The organism is Salinivibrio sp. IB574, assembly GCF_001996205.1.
In the GTDB taxonomy this organism is placed as follows: domain Bacteria; phylum Pseudomonadota; class Gammaproteobacteria; order Enterobacterales; family Vibrionaceae; genus Salinivibrio; species Salinivibrio proteolyticus.
Genome location: NZ_MUFN01000014.1, coordinates 87,247 through 106,091 on the forward strand (window position 1 = coordinate 87,247; position 18,845 = coordinate 106,091).

An 18,845-nucleotide genomic window follows, 5' to 3' on the forward strand; every position below is an offset into this window, starting at 1 on the left:
ACAGCTTTTTCGAATAACTCCAACAAGCTGAACGGCCGACTTTCTCGTTGTGGCTTTTTATACTGCAAAGAGAAAAAGGAGGACGTATGGGAAAACTGATCGATGGTGTGTGGCACGATGTGTGGTATGACACCCAATCATCCGGCGGCCGATTTATCCGTGAAGACGCTGGGTTTCGTCATTGGATAACGCCTGATGGAGATGCAGGGCCCAGCGGGAGCGCGGGCTTTAAAGCAGAATCAGGACGTTATCATCTCTATGTCTCTTTGGCATGCCCTTGGGCGCATCGCACCCTGATTATGCGTCATTTGAAAGGACTTGAGCCTCATATTGCTGTCACTGTGGTGGCGCCTGAGATGCTAGAACATGGCTGGACGTTTTCGAAGCCAGAGCCCTTATATGGGTTTGACTACGCGCACCAGTTGTATACCAAAGCCAAACCTGACTACACCGGACGGGTCACTGTGCCAATTTTATGGGACAAGCAAACCGAGACCATTGTCAGTAATGAATCCGCCGACATAATTCGAATGTTCAATTCGGCATTTGATGGTATTACGGGCAATCATGACGATTATTACCCAGAAAACCTACGTGCAGCGATTGATCAGTGGAACGAGTTTGTTTATCCCAATGTGAACAATGGCGTGTATAAATGCGGCTTTGCCACTGAGCAAGCGGCCTATGAAGACGCTTTTGATAAGTTATTTACTGCCTTGACGGTATTGGACGATCATTTAAGTCGTCACCGTTACCTTGCCGGAAATCAGATCACAGAAGCCGATTGGCGTTTGTTCACCACCTTAATTCGTTTTGATCCTGTCTACGTGGGCCACTTTAAATGTAACAAGCAACGTATTGCCGATTACTGCAATTTGTTCTGCTACATGAAAGAGCTGTTTCAAGTGCCAGGGGTGGCTGAGACCGTCGATATGCAGCACATCAAAACCCATTACTATTACAGCCACGGGAATATCAATCCAACCCGAATTGTACCGAAAGGACCGGAGCAAGATTTATGGTCGCCGCATGGGCGGGCATCACTAACAAGTGGGAAATGATAGGGCAGTTAACGACACAACAACGAAAAAGGGCCAGCAGATGCTGGCCCTTAAAGATGGTGGTGGAGGAAGGATTCGAACCTTCGAAGGCTGAGCCGTCAGATTTACAGTCTGATCCCTTTGACCGCTCGGGAAYYCCACCACGGRGTSTTRCTTTGTAAAAGTGGTGGTGGRRGAAGGATTCGAACCTTCGAAGGCTGAGCCGTCAGATTTACAGTCTGATCCCTTTGACCGCTCGGGAATCCCACCACGCGAACGGGGCGAATATTATCAAACCGACTGGTGCTGTAAAGGATTTTCTTGATCCCGTGTAGCGGTTGATGTTTTTTTCAACGCTTTACGGCGTTTTTGACCGCCAACATCGAATTTTATGCGTTTTTTGAAACCGTTGCTTATTGCCGCAGTCTTATGCCCAGTTTCGATGATGTGTGGGAGATCATAATCCTGCATATCGCTGATAGATAAATCAAAAAGGAATTATACGTTCTGATCGAATCTCATATTTGGATGTAATAAGTATAAAAAATAGCGTCTTTACAATTCTTTAAGGACAAAACAAAGCAGATCAGTACACTGGTGCTATTCAAATTATAAGGTGTGATGCAATGAAAAAAGGGATGCTACTGGGCGCCGTGATATTGGCTGGCGTTGCGTTCTGGTTATGGAGTGGGTCGGGGCCCACGAACGAAGATGCGGCAACCTCCGCTCCAAGCGCGCGCGCTGTGGATGTGATGACAGCGGAAGTGGAAACCAGACCGATTGCGCCGTCGTTATCTTTGGTGGGGAATGTCAAAGCCCACCAACAGATTAATATCGAATCGGAAGTGTCGGCGCGCATTGAAACTGTTCACGTTAAGCCGGGCGAAACCGTGCAAAAAGGGGCGCCGTTGGTAACCTTTAATCGCGCCAAAGCTCAAGCCGCGGTGCTGGAAGCGTCGGCTTACCTCAATGACGAGCAGCGCAAGCTAAAAGAGTATACCAAGCTGGCGCAGCGTGGTGCGTTAACGCAAACCGAGTTGGATGCACAGCAAGCGAGTGTCAATATCGCCAAGGCGCGTTTGCAATCGGCGCAATCTGATTTAGATGATCACCGTTTAATTGCGCCTTTTTCGGGTCGCATTGGTTTGTTTGATTTAAGTGTCGGGCAGCGCGTCGATGTGGGCGAGTCGCTCTTTAGTCTCGATAATCTTTCGCAGATGAACCTTGATATTCAAGTACCAGAACAATATATCGGGTTGCTGTACCCCAATATGCCAGTGGCGGTCACGTCGCAAGCCTATCCCGATGAGGCCTTTACCGGCACGGTGAGTGTGGTGGACTCTCGGGTGGATAAAGACGCGCTATCAGTCAGTGTGCGCGTCGCGCTAGATAATCCTGAACGCCAATTGCAGCCCGGTATGCTGATGGAGGCAAAACTGACTTTGCCTGAGCAGCAAGCGGTGATAGTGCCTGTGCAAGCTCTGCAATATTCCGGCACACGACGTTATGTTTTCCGGATTGATGATGAAGGCATTGCTCATCGTACTGAAATCACCCTTGGCGCGCGGATTGATAACCAAGTGGTGGTAAGTAAAGGACTTGAACCGGGCCAAAACATCGTCGTACAAGGCCTGGTGAATATGCGCGATGGTGCACAAGTGTCGGTATTGAATGCGGAAGCGCGTAAAAACCAAGCTGATGATCAAAGTCGTGTGACTGAGACCGTTTCTGAGACGGAGGCCAGCTAATGTGGTTGTCTGATGTCTCGGTAAAACGGCCAGTGATGGCGATTGTGTTGAGTTTGCTGTTATGTGTTTTCGGGGCGGTTTCTTTCTCGACCTTATCAGTGCGTGAGATGCCGGATATTGATAGCCCTGTGGTGAGTATTTCCACGCGCTACTCAGGCGCGTCGGCGAGTATTATGGAAAGCCAAGTCACGCAATTGATTGAAGATGAGCTCTCCGGCATTAGCGGTATTGAAGAGATCACCTCGGTTAGTCGCAATGGCTCATCACGGATCACGGTGGAGTTCAAACTCGATCATCCGCTGACCGAAGGGGTGAGTGATGTGCGTGATGCCGTGGCACGCGCACAAGGAGGACTGCCCGATGATGCCAATGATCCGATTGTGTACAAAGACAACGGCACCGGCGAAGCGGCGGTTTATATCAACCTGGCCTCGTCAGAAATGGACCGCAACCAACTGACGGAATATGCCCAACGTACTCTCGAAGACAGATTCAGTTTGATCTCAGGCGTGAGCTCGGTCGATTTATACGGCGCGCTGTATAAAGTGATGTATGTGAAACTGAATCCAACCCAAATGGCGGGGCACGGTGTTACCACCCAAGATATTCTTGATGCATTGCGGGATGAAAACTTAGAAAGTCCGGGCGGGGAAATCCGCAATGACGTGATGACCATGCCAGTGCGTAGTGATCGGTTATACCGTGATGCGGAGGACTTTAAACAACTGGTGGTGCGCACTACGGCGAATGGCACTGCGATTTATCTGTCGGATGTGGCGGAGGTGGCAATTGGTTCACGCAATGAAGATGCTACCTACAAAAACAACGGTATCAATAACTTAAGTTTGGCGCTGATCCCACAGTCCGATGCCAACCCGCTTTATATTTCTGACCGCGCTCACAAGCTTGTCGATGAAATGCAGGCCTTCCTGCCCGAAGGCACGCGCCTTTGGGTCGATTACGACACCACGGTGTTTATTGATCGCTCGATTGAAGAGGTGTACAGCACCCTGTTTATCACTGGGGCATTGGTGGTGTTAGTGCTGTATATCTTTATTGGCCAAGCGCGCGCCACCTTGATCCCAGCAGTGACTGTGCCTGTGTCCTTGATATCCGCCTTTATCGTTGCCTCGGCGATGGGCTTTTCCATCAACCTGCTGACTTTAATGGCGCTCATTCTCGCGATTGGTCTGGTGGTGGATGATGCCATTGTGGTGGTCGAAAATATTTTCCACCACTTACAGCAAGGCGATCCACCTTTGGTGGCCGCTTACCGTGGCGCACGGGAGGTGGGTTTTGCGGTGATTGCCACCACGGCGGTGTTGGTGATGGTGTTCCTCCCCATTACCTACATGGATGGCATGATTGGTAAGCTGTTCACCGAGTTTGCCGTGATGCTTGCCGTCACTGTGCTCTGTTCGTCCCTCATTGCGTTAACGCTCACGCCGGTGCTTGGCAGTAAATTACTGCGCTTAAATGTGGCATCGACTCCCGTAAACCGTGTTATCACTCGTGGGTTTGATGTGCTTGAAGGCTACTATCGCCGTGCGTTGGGGCATGTACTGCGCTGGCGTTGGGTGGCACCTGTGGTCATTCTGCTTTGTATTGGTGGCAGTGGTGTGTTGATGCAGCACTTACCATCGCAATTAGTGCCACAAGAAGATCGTGGGGTGTTGCTGGCGTTTGTCCGTGGTGCGGAAGGCACCGCCTATAACCGCATGGTGGGCAACATTGAGCAAATTGAGCAGCGCTTGATGCCCTTAGTTGAAGCGGGCACTTTGAGTTCGGTGAGCTTGCAGACGCCAGCGTTTGGCGGTCGAGCGGGAGATCAAACGGGCTTTGTGATCATGCTATTGCCGGACTGGGATGAGCGCGATCGCTCCGCTCAAGATATCTTGGCGGAAGTCCGTCAGGTGTTAAATGGTGTGCCAGACGTGCAAGTGTTTCCGTTTGCGCCTGGCTTTGGTGGGGGGAGCTCAGAGCCCGTGCAGTTTGTATTGAGTGGCCCAGACTATCCTGAGCTTCACCGCTGGGCGGAAAAACTGGGAGAAATAGGTCGTGAGGCGGGCATGATTGATAGCCCAGATTATGACTACAACCAAACTACCCCTGAGCTAGTGGTTAAAGTGGATCGTCGTCGCGCCTCTGAACTCGGCATTTCGGTGCGGGATGTGTCCGATACGTTAGAGGTGATGCTTGGTGGCCGGGCACAGACCAGCTATGTGGATCGTGGTGAAGAATACGATGTGTATGTACGCGGCGATGAAAAGGCCTTTAGCAGTAAAGGCGATCTCAGTCGTATTTATATGCGCAGCCGCAGCGGCAAGTTGGTTTCGCTCGATGCAGTGACCACGGTGGAAGAAACAGCGTCCGCGCAGCGTTTAAGCCATACCAACAAGCAAAAATCGATTACCCTATCAGCACACTTAGGTGAGGGAGTGACGCTGGGACAAGCACTCGATTATCTGGATAAGGTCGCGGCTGAGAATTTGCCAGCCGATATTTCGGTGGGCTATTCAGGGGAGTCGAAAGATTTTCGTGACAACCAAACCAGTGTGCTGGTGGTGTTTGGTTTGGCGCTTTTGGTGTCGTACTTGGTGTTAGCGGCGCAATTTGAAAGCTTTATCAACCCCTTGGTGGTGATGTTGACGGTGCCCATGGGGATGCTGGGCGGCTTTTTAGGCCTATGGCTTACCAACCAAGGGATCAATATTTACAGCCAAATTGGTCTGATTATGCTGATTGGGATGGTGACGAAAAACGGTATCTTGATCGTGGAGTTTGCCAACCAATTGCGTGACCGCGGCATTGCATTTGAAAAAGCGATTATCGATGCGTCAGTCCGTCGCTTGCGACCGATTCTGATGACGGCGTTTACCACCTTGGCAGGGATGATCCCACTGATCCTCTCCACTGGCGCGGGGGCTGAAAGTCGTATCGCGGTTGGGACGGTGATCTTCACTGGCATGGCCTTTGCGACCTTTGTTACCTTGCTGGTGATCCCAGCGATGTATCGTCTGCTCTCTATTCATACTCACTCGCCTGAGTATGTGGCACAGCAGTTGGATAAAGCGCTCGCGGTGGAAACTGTGCATCGGGCCAGTCATGGTGAGTTTGATACCCATCCGCATGATGAGCCGCATAAATAACCGCTGTTGTATTCTCGATACAAAAACCGCCTCATTCCGAGGCGGTTTTTTATGTTTTGTCGCTGCCAGTAGATGCGCGCAGTTACGCGTTCTCGGCTTGTTTGCGTTGCAGTGCGGCTTGTACGTCCGCTTGGTTGGCGAGGTAGTCATCTAAGCCACGCTGACGCAAGTGGCAGGCTGGACATTCACCACAGCCAGTGCCTTTAATGCCGTTATAACAGGTTAGGGTGTGGTCGCGCACAAAATCGAGAGCGTGATACTGGTCGGCCAGTGCCCACGTTTCAGCTTTATTAAGCCACATCAATGGTGTGACTAAGGCGAGTTTTCTGTCCATGCCGCGCTCAAGGGCCTGCTGCATTGATTGAATAAAATCGTTACGACAATCGGGATAGCCAGAAAAGTCGGTTTCGCAGACACCGGTGATCACTGCCTCAGCGCCAATTTGATAGGCGTAAATACCCGCCAAAGTCAAAAACAAGATATTACGTCCCGGCACAAAGGAATTGGGTAGGCCGTTTTCGTTCAGTGCATTGGAAACAGGAATGTTGTCGCGTGTGAGCGAGCTAATCGCCAATTCATTGAGCAAACCAACATCCAATACCTTATGCGCACTGACTTTGCGGTTTGCAGCAATCTCACGAGCAACATCAATTTCTTGCTTGTGGCGCTGGTTATAGTCGAAAGTGAGGCAATGCACTTCGTCGTACTCTGCTTGCGCTTGAATCAAACAGGTGGTTGAATCCTGTCCTCCGCTAAATACCACAACGGCTTTTTTCATTGGTTTGTCCTTTGGCGGTGCTACTTACCCAGTGTTACACAGAGCACGGATGGTACCCCTGTGTGGTATCGACAGCAAGCCAGATGCGATGATGCAATCCGTTAGTCAGCACGCAATTTGTTCCCTCTTTGTTTGCTAAGCTACGCCTTGATGGTTGATTTATAAAGGACATTCACAAGTCATGGACGGACTTGAACCGCAAGCTATCCCCAGCCTGTGCCGTACGCCTATCTCGGGTATTTTTGTCAGAGTATGTCACCCTGAGCACATCGACGCTGTCTTGATGCGAGAAAGTAAAGACAGACCGAACGGTCGGTATAATCGTCAGGGTGAAAGCGCGCTGTATTTAACCGAGAGTGCAGAGAGTGCGCGCGTAGCCATGCAAAAGTACGCCAGCCAGATCACAACGCCACGCCTGCTTGTGCGGTATCAGGTTGACCCCTGTGAGCTGGTAGATTTGCGTCATCCTGAACTCCAGCAATACAAAACCTTATCCAGCGTTGATTGGCAAGCGGCCTTAGCAAAAGGCGAATCTCCATCCAGTTGGTGGGTGGCCGATAAACTGAGAAGTGGTAATGAAATTGGCTTGATTGACCCGTCGCGAAAAGATCCCAGCACTTGGCATATCACCTTGTTTCGCTGGAACGCCCCAGGCGCGCCGGCTGTGACTAGAGTGGGCGAGCCTGAAGAGATTAGTTTGGAATAAAGTTACTGTTTCGCCACAAAGGCTTTTAACCCTTCGAGCGTCTCGGCTGGGATAGGGCAGCTTTTACCGGTTTTAAAATCGCAGTAGACAATCAAAGCCTCGCCCTCGGCCACACAGCGTTCTTGATTGTGGCTGTAGATTTCATACTTCATCGCATAGCGCTTTTCTTGAATATCCTCCACCCAAGCGACGGTGGTGATGGTATCTGGATACACCAAAGGGGCGCGATAATCGCAGCGGGTTGAGGCGACTACGGGGCCAACATGCAGTCGTTTGGCTAGCTCGAACACTTCCAATTTTTCAAGCATTACCACGCGTACATCTTCAAAGTAGCGAAAATACACGGTGTTATTGATATGTTGCAGGGCATCCATGTCATTCCAAACAATCGCCTGCGTATGAGAGAGCGGGTAGTTTTCTACTGGGATATTTGCCACAAGACAATCCTCCTTAATTGTGTGCCTTGATTGCACACCAAGCCCAATGACAAGACAAGTCGAGCAGGTATAAATACGGAGCTTTGTCTAACAATGACGTAACAAAATACATGACTCGACAAAGCGGTTCTCAATGCGGGTGGCGCTAATCGGTTAATGTGGCAGCAATCAGATTCTGGTATGATACGCCCCCTTTGGCCGTGCTTGGGCGCGGCATGATTTACTTTTGTTGTGGATACGACTTTGACTGATACCGCTTTTTCCTCGCTTGCGTTACCCGCTGATTTACTCGATAACTTAGCAACCTTGGGTTATACGCACATGACGCCCATTCAGGCGCAGAGCTTACCGTCTGTGCTTAGTGGGAAAGATATTATTGCCCAAGCAAAAACCGGCTCGGGGAAAACGGCGGCGTTTAGCCTGGGCGTGTTAGCCAAACTGAACGTAAAACGCTTTCGCGTGCAATCTTTGGTGCTGTGTCCAACCCGTGAGCTGGCCGAGCAAGTGGCGGTTGAGATGCGTAAGTTGGCGCGTGGTCGTCATAATGTCAAAGTACTGACGCTGTGCGGTGGAGTATCGATTGGCCCACAAATTGGCTCACTGGAGCATGGTGCACACATTATTGTCGGCACTCCGGGGCGTGTGGATGACCATTTACGTAAGGGCACCTTGCGTCTCGATGACGTTGAGACTTTGGTGTTGGATGAAGCCGACCAGATGCTGGATATGGGCTTCCAAGATACCTTGGATGCTATCATTGCGCGTGTTCCTGTTCATCGCCAAACTTTGTTATTCAGCGCTACCTTCCCGCGCTCGATCAATGCGATTGCCCAGCGAGTGCTTAGCCACCCTGTCTCCGTTAAAGTGGATGAGGTGCAAACGCAAAGCACAATCACGCAACACGTTTATAAAGTCGATGACAACAAGCAGCGTTATCAAGCGTTAAAGTTACTTTTATTGCACTTTCAGCCGCAAAGCTGCGTGGTGTTTTGTACAACCAAAGCTCAAACACAACAAGTCTGCGATAACCTAGAAGATGATGGTTTTAGCGCCGTTGCCTTGCATGGTGATATTGAACAGCGTGGCCGTGAGCGCACCTTGGTAAAATTTGCCAACAAAAGTGCGTCCGTGCTGGTGGCCACTGATGTGGCCGCGCGAGGCTTAGACATTGATGACATGGATATGGTGATCAACTATCAACTCGCCCACGATCCGCAAACTCATGTACACCGCGTCGGCCGTACCGGTCGCGCTGGCAAAAAAGGGGTGGCGTGTTCGTTATATAACGATGCCGAGCACTATAAGCTGGCGATGATTGGCGATCAGTATGATCGTGATTTTCTCCCCGAAGCTCTGCCGCCGCAGCATTTGCTCGACACTGCGCCTTACCAGCCTGAGATGGCAACCTTGATGATTGACTCAGGTAAAAAGCAAAAAGTACGTGCGGGTGATATTTTAGGTGCGCTGACTGGCCAAGCGGGCATTGATGGTAAGCAGGTCGGCAAAATCAATGTACTCGACAATGTGGCGTTTATTGCCGTGTCACAATCTTGCGTTAAAGCCGCATTGCGTAAACTCAATGATGGAAAAGTTAAAGGTCGCACTATTCGCGCCCGCCGGATTTAGTTTGTAAGGACATATCAAAGATATAACCAAGGAATAAGCATGACGAACAAGGATGTTGTTCTCGCGTTTTGGGAAGCCATGCAACGAAATGACTTCTCAAAAGCGAGTGAGTACTTCAGTGATGACTATCAATGCTTCTGGCCTCAGTCAGGAGAATTGATCGTTGGGCGCGATGACTTTGTCGCACTAAACACGGCCTATCCTGCAAATGGTCTATGGCAATTCTCTGTTTACTCTTGCGTCGCTGAAGGCGATAGGGTGGTGACAGATGTTGGAGTGACTGATGGTGTCGTAAACGATCGAGTCATCACTTTTCATACACTGAAGGCTGGTCGTATCGCGTATCAACAAGAGTTTTGGCCTGACGACATGCCAGCACCTGAATGGCGATCCAATTGGGTGAGGCGTGTTGGCAATGGGCTGAATCTTTCTAAGCACGGATCGCAATCGCGATAAGAAGGGCATCACTTGCGGAGTCCCTACGTTAATCTACTCTATTTCAATCGCTTAATGATAAGCGCTACATAATACCCCGTTGGTATTGTGCGCGTTGGCATGGAGTTATAGATGAAAAAATATTTTGAGAACTTAGCCAAAGCTTTGCTCGGCCAGCCATTTGGTAGCCTTAGTTCGGGAGAACAGAAAGTCATTGAAAGCATTGCCAATAACACGGCAGTGTCTGAGAACGTCAACAAGTCCTTCCACGAAAGTCTGACCACTGGGCAAATGGTGGCGGACAAAATTGCCTCATTTGGTGGCTCTTGGTCATTTATCGGGCTTTTCTTCGCATTCATCATTGGCTGGATTGTCGTGAATACGGTTTGGTTAGTGGGAGACGCGTCATTCGATCCCTATCCCTTTATTTTGCTGAACCTTGGGTTATCCAGTCTGGCGGCTTTCCAAGCGCCGATCATCATGATGTCGCAAAACCGCCAAGCGGCAAAAGATAGGATGGAGCAAAAAGCCACCTACGAAATCAATCTAAAACTCGAGCTTGAACTAATGCGCCTGCACGACAAGTTTGATGCTCTGCAGGCGCGGGTAGATGAAAAAAATCATTGAAAATGAATGTTTTTTATTAAATCCAGGTAAAAAGAGGCTTGCTGTTTTCCTGTTTAATTATTCATTGAATAAACATAATTGAGCACGTTATCACCACAAGGACGATCCGGTCTTATTTAGTCTCAAGGGGGGACGGATAACACTCGTTTAGAATACGACACTCAGGATGTAAACATGAAAAAGCAGTTTCTATTAGCGACGCTGGTGCTCGCACCCTTGTCTGTGGCCCATGCGACGGGGCCGTATATTGGTGTTTCAGTGGGTCAAAGCAATTTTGATGATGCCTTTATAAATGCCGAGGCCTTTGGTATCAGCGCTTCCCAAGATGTGGAGCTAGATGATACCAGCAGTACTGCCGGTGCTATCTATGCCGGTTATGCCTTTAATGATTACTTAGGCGCAGAAGTCAGCCTTGGTGGTTATGATGCGCTGAATGGTGATTACTACTCCATTGGCGACATGATGTACTTTGCGGTACAGCCCAAATTTACCCTTCCTTTAAATGACCGTTTTAATTTATTCGCCAAAGCGGGTTTAGCATATTTTGAGGCTGAAGTGGCGGTTTCTAATGCTATCTTCGGCTTATCAGGCAACAGTACCGTCTCGGATGATACCGTCGGTGGCATGCTAAGCGCAGGTGCTGAGTTTTATATGACAGATCAGTTGAGTGTACGCGCCTCGTGGGACTATATGCGTCCTGAGTTAGACTTATATCAAGGTGCACAAGCGACAGTTTCTGCGGATGTTGATATCAATACTTTATCCGTTGGGATGAGCTATCATTTCTGAAGTCTAAAAGTGGGGCTTGGGACTCTGGGCCCCTGTTTCTTCTCCTAGCTGAGAGCGAGTATTTTTTCGTGCAAGAAAACAATCTCAGACGTCTCTACCAGTTAATCTCTCGCTATACCGTACAGCACGCTCATCAAGTAACAATCGAGGAACTTGAGTCGGCCTTTTCGACTTCTCGCCGTAATACCAGCAACGTGTTGAGAGAACTCGATAGTCTTGGTTGGATTGACTGGACACCTGCTGTGGGTAGGGGGAAACCAAGTGAGCTTTTTATTCGAGTGACATTTGCTAGCACCTTATTTGATGTGATCAAACGGCAGCTTAATGAAGGGCGTTTTGACTTAATCAGTAAGCTACTCACCGCGTATGGTGACTTGGCCGCACGGATTTTGGCCAGTGCAGTGGAAGAGCAAAATACGGTGAATAAGAGTAACAATCGTTTATTGGTTGCTCGTTATCCTTGGGTGGATGAACTCGATCCGGCAGTCACAATTCGACGCGCGGAGCTACATATCATCAGCAGCCTTTACGATACCTTGGTGCAGCAAGATTCGTTCGGCAATATTGTTGCGGGGGTTGCGCATGAATGGCGGGTGGTAGAACAAGAGATTATCTTTTATTTACGCGACCGTGTGCAGCGCCACGATGGTTTATATCTCAGTGTGACTGATGTTGCGTGGAGTCTTGAACGGCTCAAGCATGCCCAATGTCCCGTTTCCCCTATTTTTCAGAGCATTCTCTCCGTGACGGTACTTGGGGAACATAGTTTGTCTGTCAAGTTGGCCGAGAAAAACCCTCTGTTTCTGTATGCGCTTGCTACCCCGCATGCCAGCATTCTGTGTCCTGAGAAAACCCCATTCAGTAAGAAGCACCATGTGCATATTGGAACTGGTGCTTTTAAGGTCAGTGAATGGGACAGCGAAAAACTGACATTACAACGGCATACCCAATACTTTCAAAAAAATGCATTGCTGGACCAGGTTACTCTCTCGCATGCCGGTGAAGAGATCACCAGTGCAATGAGTTTTAATCAAGAGTCGGGCGAGAAAAGTGTCAGCAGCATAAACGCGTACTCCTATTTATCGTATCGTCCGCGGCCTAACGCTGGGATCACACCTTCTCAGTGGTATCAAATTGCTGACTACATTCGTGCCTGCAAATACCACTATGACCCGGAAAATGTGGTTGAAGGAGCGTGTCACTACGAACGACGATTAATTCCGGCCCGTCCCCTATCATTACAGGGAAAAGTCGTGTTAGCGGAGCCGCAATGGACACTTCCTCAATTGCGCCGTTTAGCCAATTGGTTACATGAGTGCATTCGTGCTACAGGCGTAGAGCTTGAAGTACATGAATATACTGAAATTAATAATCCAGAGTATTGGCAAGGTCGTGCAGATCTTTTGCTGGTTGAAGAGGTGATTGAGTTTCCGTTGGAGTATGGCGTGTATGAGTGGTTGATGATCTCAACTGGGCTCAGGTTTGCGCTTAACCGCGAGCAGCTGAGTTTACATCGTCATCAGGTTGCGCAGTGTGCTGGTCGAGAAAGACCCTTAGCCGCGCTCAGGCAGATAGAGAACCGACTCTATGACCAGTTCACTTGCGTGGCGCTATTTAATGGTGTCGAGGAGCTAAGCTGTCTCACTCAAGTGCAAGGCATTGGGATCAATGCCACTGGGTATAGCGATTTTAAAAAACTTTGGGTTGAAAAACCGCAAAATTAATAAAAGCCATCAATTAGGAACGTAGAGGTAACAATGAAACGATTAGGTGTCGTTGGCATGCTGATGTTAAGCCTTGCCGGTTGTACGACCAATACCATGCCAGAAACGCTGTACGGTGAGTTTGCTCGCGTATATGTGATAGCCGAACAATGTCGAGATGAGATTGGACCAGAAACTCTTGGTGAGTTTTATCATCTAGCAGGGCGTGTTAAAAACACCTGGCAATATGATCAAGGTGAGCTAGACCATCAGTATGTAAAGGCAAAGCGTCGTTATGAATACGATAAGCAAGATTGTCAGCAGCTGCTGGTGACTATGAGCCAATGGCGCCATGAGCTGGAAGACTATGACCAGCAGAACACAGCGGCCGTGGAAAACCTTCGTCATCAGCAGCGACGTCTCGAAGCGATCACACAACAAAATCGTCAAAATCGCATTCAGACCACTTATTGTACTGAATCTGATATTACTCACTCCGAAATCTGCACAACGTACTGAACGAGTGGTTATAACAAGAATGCGAAAGGCTCTCCGAGTATGAGAGCCTTTTTGCTTTTGGCGTTACCCCAACAAGGTCTGCAAATCATGGGTTGCTTGGTCGAGCGCCCCAATGTGCTCGCGTACCCAATCAGGGTTGTAATAGGTGTCTAGGTAGCGCTCGCCGCTGTCACACAGCAAGGTGACAATAGAGCCTTTCTCGCCGTTGGCGCGCATTTCATTGGCCAGCATCAAGACGCCGTATAGGTTGGTACCGGTGGATGCGCCGGCTTTGCGGCCAAGCTGGCTTTCTAGCCAATGAATGGTGGCGATACTGTGAGTGTCCGGCACTGTGGTCATTCTATCAATCACGCCGGGAATAAAGCTGGGCTCGACACGTGGCCGTCCAATCCCTTCAATGCGGCTGCTTTTATCGGTGGTCAGTGCACTGTCGCCAGTGAGGTAGTAATCGTGAAACACCGAGTGCTCAGCATCTGCCACCATCAGCTGAGTCGGTTGGCAACGATAACGAATGTAGCGGCCAATGGTCGCTGAGGTGCCACCGGTGCCCGGACTCATCACAATCCAGCGAGGGATAGGGAAGCGCTCGTACTGCATTTGATCAAAAATGCGGTTGGCAATGTTGTTATTGCTACGCCAGTCGGTCGCGCGCTCGGCATAGGTAAACTGATCCATGTAGTGGCCGTTTAGCTCTTTGGCAAGGCGGCGAGACTCGGCATAGATCTGATCTGACCGCTCGACAAAGTGCGCTTCGCCGCCATAAAAACGGATTTGTTCAATCTTCTTACACGCAGTGTTTTTGGGCACTACGGCAATAAAACGCAAACCAAGCAGACGGGCAAAATACGCTTCGGAAATAGCAGTACTACCTGATGAGCTTTCAATGATGGTGGTGTGCTCATCAATCCAACCATTACACAAGCCGTACAAAAACAAAGAACGCGCCAAGCGGTGCTTCAAGCTACCGGTCGGGTGGGTGCTCTCGTCTTTTAAATAGATATCAATGTCCGTAAAGCTAGGGAGATCGAGCTTAATTAAATGGGTATCTGCAGAGCGTTTAAAGTCGGCTTCAATCAGGCGAATCGCGTTACCGACCCAAGTATGGCAAGGATGTGAGGTTGTCATCATGCATCTCCGAATACGTAATTAGCACCAGTTTACGTAAAGAGTGGGATAAAAACCTTGCTATTTTTGCTCTATAATGACGCTAAAATAGAAAAATAAACTCCCATATAACACTTAATGGAAATAAATTTTCATGACTGTCACTTTAGATGAGATAGATCGCACTTTACTCGCGGCGCTGCAGGAAGATGCCAACTGGTCTGTGTCCGCGCTGGCAGAACGGGTGAATCTAACCACAACCCCCTGTTGGAAGCGGCTGAAACGGCTGGAATCACAAGGGGTGATCCGCGGGCGGGTGGCATTGCTTGACCCCGAAACCGTTGGCCTCGCATTTACCGCCTTCGTCCATATCAAAACCAATGATCACAGTGAGCAGTGGTACAAGACCTTTACCGAGGTGGTGACCGAGTTCCCTGAGGTGATGGAATTCTACCGCATGGCAGGCGAGTATGATTACATGATGAAGGTGCAGGTAGCTGATATGACTCGATTTGATCATTTTTATAAAAAGCTGGTCAATTCTGTGCCAAGTCTGAATAATGTGACATCAACATTCGCCATGGAAGCGCTTAAGTACACCACCGCCTTACCGATCCGATAGGTCGTTCTGATGATAAAAAGGCGGGGATAAAAAGGAGACCTCATGAAGGTGTTTTGGCAGTTAGGCTGGTTTTTTAAACGTGAATGGCGTCGTTATGTCGGCGCCATGATTATTTTGGTATTTGTCTCTGTCTTCGAGCTCATTCCACCGATGGCCGTGGGCCATGTGGTTGATGGCGTGGTCGCGGGAGAGATTTCGACTGAGCTACTGATGTGGCTACTCGCGGGTATGCTGGCCATTTGGGTGGTGGTGTATGTGCTACGCATTGTGTGGCGAGTGTGGCTATTTGGTGCCGCGGCCGAGCTGGGTACTGTGCTGCGCAACCGGCTTTATGATCATTTTACTCGCCAATCCCCGCATTTTTTCCGTCGCTACCCGAGTGGCGATATCATGGCGCGCTCTACCAATGATGTGAAAGCGGTGGTAATGACTGCCGGTGAAGGGGTTCTGACCGCGGGGGATTCTATTATCACAGGTGCGGCCGTGCTCATTGTGATGGTAAGCCAAATCAGCTGGCAGCTGACGCTTTTAGCGTTGCTACCGATGCCGGTGATGGCGGTGCTGGTCAATCGCTTTGGCCGTCGTTTGCACCATACCTTCACCGAATCACAAGCGGCATTTTCTGAGTTGTCAGAGGTGAGTCAGTCCTCACTGTCAGCAGTGCGTATGGTACGTGCATTCGGCTTAGAGCAGCATCAAATGAATCAGTTTAATCAAGTCGCCGATCGCACTGGGGAGAAAAACCTCGCGGTGGCGCGGGTTGATGCGCTGTTTTCGCCGGTGATCCAAGGCACCATTGGCGCCTCGTTTTTCCTAACCGTCTCTGGCGGCGGCTACTTGGTCGCCACTGGTGAGATTTCGCTTGGGGATCTTACCGCGTTTACCTTGTATCAAGGCTTGATGATTTGGCCGATGCTCGCGGTGGCGTGGCTATTTAATATTATTGAGCGTGGGCGCGCCGCTTGGACGCGGATTGATGCGTTGCTACAAGAGCAGCCGGACATTGTTGGCGGTGACACGCCGCTGCCTGACACCATGCAGCCGTTGACGCTGGCCATTGAGCAGTTTAAGTGGCAACCGGATGACAGTTTTGCCCTTAAAGATATCCATGTGACGCTTCCGCCTGGAGCCATGTTGGGGATTGCCGGCCCAGTCGGCAGTGGCAAATCAACCTTATTGCAATTGCTACTTCATCTGACCCAGCTTGAAAAGGGCGATATTCGCTATGGTGATGTGTCGATAGCGGAAGCTGATTTGTCGTCATGGCGACAACGTTTCGCGGTGGTGACGCAAACGCCGTTTTTGTTTTCGCGCTCGATTGCGGAAAACATCGCCCTGGGTCGTCCGGATGCGACCCAAGCGGAAATCGAGCAGGCGGCGGCACTTGCTTGCATCGATGAAGACATTCGTCAGCTGCCGCACGGGTATGAAACTGCGGTGGGTGAAAAAGGGATCACCTTATCTGGCGGTCAAAAGCAGCGTATTTCGATTGCTCGCGCCTTGTTGGTGGAAGCGGAGTGTTTGATTTTGGATGATGCCTTGTCGGCGGTTGATGGCGACACCGAGCACCGCATTTTGCAGAACCTGCAACAGCATCAGCATACTCGTACCACGATAGTGATAGCTCACCGCTTATCGGCACTCGAAAATGCCGATGAAATTGTGGTGCTCAGTCATGGGCAAATCCGAGAGCGTGGCCAGCATCGCCAATTGATTCAACAGCCAGGATGGTATCAAGAAATGCACCAATATCAGCAGCTGGAAGCGGCATTGGAAGCCGATGAGGAGCCGCGCCATGACTAAGCGAGAGATCTTATTTCGATTGCTAAGCTACATGCGCCGCGACAGGCGTCAATTTGTGATTGCCACGATTTTCTTGTTGGTGGCGGCTGTGGCGGAAGTGACGGGGCCTTACTTGGTACAAATCTTTCTCGATAACTATGTCGCCAAAGACCATTATCCGGCAGTGATCATGTGGGCACTGGCGGTGGGCTATATCGTATCGACCATTGTTTCCGCCGGCTTTCAGTATCAGTACGAGCTGCGTTTTAACACTATGGCGGTGGCCATCATTCAACGCATCCGTAAAGCGGTGTTCGCCAACGTGATTAAACAGCCTCTGTCAGCCTTTGATTATGTGCCGATGGGACGAATTGTATCGCGCTTGACCAATGACACCGAGTCGTTGAAAGAGCTGTATGTGTCGGTGCTTTCAACCTTTTTACGCAACATTGCGCTGATTGGGGTGATGCTGGTGGCGATGCTAATGCTCAGTGTGCAACTGACAATGGTGGTGTTGGTGCTACTGCCGTGTGTGGTGCTGGTGATGGCGCGCTATCAAAAACGCTCAGCGCCTGCGTATCGTCGAGCACGAGACCGGCTAGCAGATATCAACGGGGTGATGAATGAATCTGTGCTCGGCATGAATTTGATCCAGCTAATGCAGCAAGAGCGGGCGTTCTCCTCGCGATTCAGTGATATGACCGCGGATCACTTGGATGCCATGGTGACTATTCAACGCCTGAACGGGATCTATCTCCGCCCTTTGATTGATTTATTGGCGGGGGCCGCGTTGCTGTCTTTGGTGGCTATCTTCGGTTTTAGCGGCACGGCAGTGATTGGAGTTGGGGTGTTGTACGCCTTTTTAAGCTATTTGGGGCGGATCACCGAGCCATTGATTGAAATGATGCAGCAACTGTCACTGCTTCAGCAGGCTATCTCGGCCGGTGAGCGGCTTTTTGAAATGATGGATACGCCGCCTGAGCAATATGGCCATGACACCACGCCGATCCCTGATGGTGCCATTGCACTGCAGAATGTATCGTTTTCCTATGATGGTGAAACACCTGTATTGTCCGACGTGAATGTAGACGTCCCTGCCGGCGGTTTTCTAGCGTTGGTCGGTCATACGGGCAGCGGTAAATCAACCTTGGCGTCGTTACTGATGGGATTTTATCGCGCAGGTGAGGGGACGCTGACGCTGGGTGGATTACCAATTGAAAGCTTGAGTCATCAAAGCTTGCGTGAGGGCGTTGCCATGGTGCAACAAGACCCACATATGTTGACGGGGAGCTTGCGAGAAAACATCGCGCTGGGACAGACACTGGACGATGAAAAAATTTGGCATGCCCTCGAGCAAGTGGCGTTGGCAGATTACGTGAAAGGATTGCCAGCGGGGCTGGATACCTTACTTGGTGAGGGCGGAATGACCTTTTCTGCCGGTCAGCGCCAGTTGTTGGCTCTGGCGCGCGTGTTAGTGCGTCAGCCTAAAATTCTGATCCTTGATGAAGCCACCGCCAATATCGACTCTGGCACCGAAGAGCTTGTGCAACAGGCGCTGAACAGGTTACGTCAACAGATGACAGTGGTAGTGATTGCGCACCGCTTATCGACCATTGCTGAGGCCGATAACATCCTCGTCTTGCATCGTGGCCGCGTGATTGAGCAAGGGCGTCATCAAAGCCTGCTGCGTCAGCAAGGCCGCTACTGGCAGATGTATCAACTTCAGCAAGCTAGCGCGCATTTAGCCGCATTAGAGGAAGAGGCGCAGGTGTAGCGGTTC

16 protein-coding genes and 2 tRNA genes are annotated in these 18,845 nt (G+C 50.1%); 13 read left to right on the forward strand and 5 right to left on the reverse strand.

What is annotated here, in order from left to right; translation table 11 throughout:
* Positions 1-86 precede the first annotated feature (86 nt).
* On the forward strand, positions 87-1,061 hold the full coding sequence (locus BZJ17_RS08650; protein WP_077640451.1) for a glutathione S-transferase family protein: 975 nt from the start codon (positions 87-89) through the stop codon (positions 1,059-1,061).
* A 57-nt stretch (positions 1,062-1,118) separates the two neighbouring features.
* On the opposite strand, the gene BZJ17_RS08655 is transcribed toward BZJ17_RS08650, so the two are convergent.
* Both BZJ17_RS08655 and BZJ17_RS08660 read right to left on the reverse strand, forming a co-directional pair.
* A tRNA-Tyr gene (locus tag BZJ17_RS08655) sits at positions 1,119-1,203 on the reverse strand.
* A gap of 22 nt (positions 1,204-1,225) precedes the next feature.
* Positions 1,226-1,310: transfer RNA gene (locus tag BZJ17_RS08660), tRNA-Tyr, on the reverse strand.
* Between the two features lie 356 nt (positions 1,311-1,666).
* On the opposite strand from BZJ17_RS08660, the gene BZJ17_RS08670 reads away from it, so the two are divergent.
* Positions 1,667-2,788: an efflux RND transporter periplasmic adaptor subunit gene (locus BZJ17_RS08670; protein ID WP_077640453.1), complete on the forward strand. Its 1,122-nt coding sequence runs from the start codon at positions 1,667-1,669 to the stop codon at positions 2,786-2,788.
* Positions 2,788-5,937 (forward strand): multidrug efflux RND transporter permease subunit, encoded by a 3,150-nt coding sequence (locus BZJ17_RS08675; RefSeq protein WP_077640454.1) that lies wholly within the window; start codon positions 2,788-2,790, stop codon positions 5,935-5,937. The genes BZJ17_RS08670 and BZJ17_RS08675 overlap by 1 nt, the downstream gene beginning before the upstream one ends.
* Before the next feature lie 82 nt (positions 5,938-6,019).
* Here BZJ17_RS08675 and queC read toward each other — a convergent pair whose 3' ends face one another.
* Positions 6,020-6,715 (reverse strand): 7-cyano-7-deazaguanine synthase QueC, encoded by a 696-nt coding sequence (gene queC, locus BZJ17_RS08680; RefSeq protein ID WP_077640455.1) that lies wholly within the window; start codon positions 6,713-6,715, stop codon positions 6,020-6,022.
* A 181-nt stretch (positions 6,716-6,896) separates the two neighbouring features.
* Between queC and BZJ17_RS08685 the strand changes: the two genes are divergently transcribed.
* Positions 6,897-7,421: an RES family NAD+ phosphorylase gene (locus tag BZJ17_RS08685; RefSeq protein ID WP_077640456.1), complete on the forward strand. Its 525-nt coding sequence runs from the start codon at positions 6,897-6,899 to the stop codon at positions 7,419-7,421.
* A gap of 2 nt (positions 7,422-7,423) precedes the next feature.
* Here BZJ17_RS08685 and BZJ17_RS08690 read toward each other — a convergent pair whose 3' ends face one another.
* Positions 7,424-7,858, reverse strand: a complete 435-nt coding sequence (locus tag BZJ17_RS08690; protein ID WP_231637397.1) for a thioesterase family protein — start codon at positions 7,856-7,858, stop codon at positions 7,424-7,426.
* A gap of 243 nt (positions 7,859-8,101) precedes the next feature.
* Between BZJ17_RS08690 and dbpA the strand changes: the two genes are divergently transcribed.
* The 6 genes from dbpA to BZJ17_RS08720 all read left to right on the forward strand — a co-directional run bounded on the left by dbpA (position 8,102) and on the right by BZJ17_RS08720 (position 13,557).
* A complete protein-coding gene (gene dbpA, locus BZJ17_RS08695) occupies positions 8,102-9,484 on the forward strand; it encodes an ATP-dependent RNA helicase DbpA (protein ID WP_077640479.1) in 1,383 nt (460 codons plus the stop codon).
* Between the two features lie 39 nt (positions 9,485-9,523).
* A complete protein-coding gene (locus tag BZJ17_RS08700) occupies positions 9,524-9,940 on the forward strand; it encodes a nuclear transport factor 2 family protein (RefSeq protein ID WP_077640457.1) in 417 nt (138 codons plus the stop codon).
* 111 nt (positions 9,941-10,051) lie between these two features.
* Positions 10,052-10,546, forward strand: coding sequence for a DUF1003 domain-containing protein (locus BZJ17_RS08705; RefSeq protein ID WP_077640458.1), 495 nt, complete (start codon positions 10,052-10,054; stop codon positions 10,544-10,546).
* A gap of 174 nt (positions 10,547-10,720) precedes the next feature.
* Positions 10,721-11,335 carry an outer membrane beta-barrel protein gene (locus BZJ17_RS08710; protein ID WP_077640459.1) on the forward strand — a complete coding sequence of 205 codons (615 nt, stop codon included), beginning with the start codon at positions 10,721-10,723 and terminating at the stop codon, positions 11,333-11,335.
* A 68-nt stretch (positions 11,336-11,403) separates the two neighbouring features.
* Positions 11,404-13,059, forward strand: a complete 1,656-nt coding sequence (locus tag BZJ17_RS08715) for an ABC transporter substrate-binding protein (RefSeq protein WP_077640460.1) — start codon at positions 11,404-11,406, stop codon at positions 13,057-13,059.
* Between the two features lie 33 nt (positions 13,060-13,092).
* On the forward strand, positions 13,093-13,557 hold the full coding sequence (locus tag BZJ17_RS08720; protein ID WP_077640461.1) for a hypothetical protein: 465 nt from the start codon (positions 13,093-13,095) through the stop codon (positions 13,555-13,557).
* 63 nt (positions 13,558-13,620) lie between these two features.
* Here the strand turns inward: BZJ17_RS08720 and BZJ17_RS08725 are convergent, their stop codons facing one another.
* A complete protein-coding gene (locus BZJ17_RS08725; RefSeq protein WP_108743796.1) occupies positions 13,621-14,685 on the reverse strand; it encodes a PLP-dependent cysteine synthase family protein in 1,065 nt (354 codons plus the stop codon).
* A gap of 130 nt (positions 14,686-14,815) precedes the next feature.
* Here BZJ17_RS08725 and BZJ17_RS08730 point away from each other — a divergent pair, with 130 nt between their 5' ends.
* The 3 genes from BZJ17_RS08730 to BZJ17_RS08740 are packed head-to-tail and all read left to right on the forward strand — an operon-like array spanning position 14,816 to position 18,839.
* Positions 14,816-15,283, forward strand: a complete 468-nt coding sequence (locus BZJ17_RS08730) for an Lrp/AsnC family transcriptional regulator (RefSeq protein ID WP_077457637.1) — start codon at positions 14,816-14,818, stop codon at positions 15,281-15,283.
* 42 nt (positions 15,284-15,325) lie between these two features.
* Entirely contained in the window at positions 15,326-17,086 is a 1,761-nt protein-coding gene (locus BZJ17_RS08735) for an ABC transporter transmembrane domain-containing protein (RefSeq protein ID WP_077640463.1), read from the forward strand.
* On the forward strand, positions 17,079-18,839 hold the full coding sequence (locus BZJ17_RS08740; RefSeq protein WP_046073621.1) for an ABC transporter transmembrane domain-containing protein: 1,761 nt from the start codon (positions 17,079-17,081) through the stop codon (positions 18,837-18,839). Before BZJ17_RS08735 ends, BZJ17_RS08740 begins: the two co-directional genes overlap by 8 nt.
* Positions 18,840-18,845: the final 6 nt, after the last annotated feature.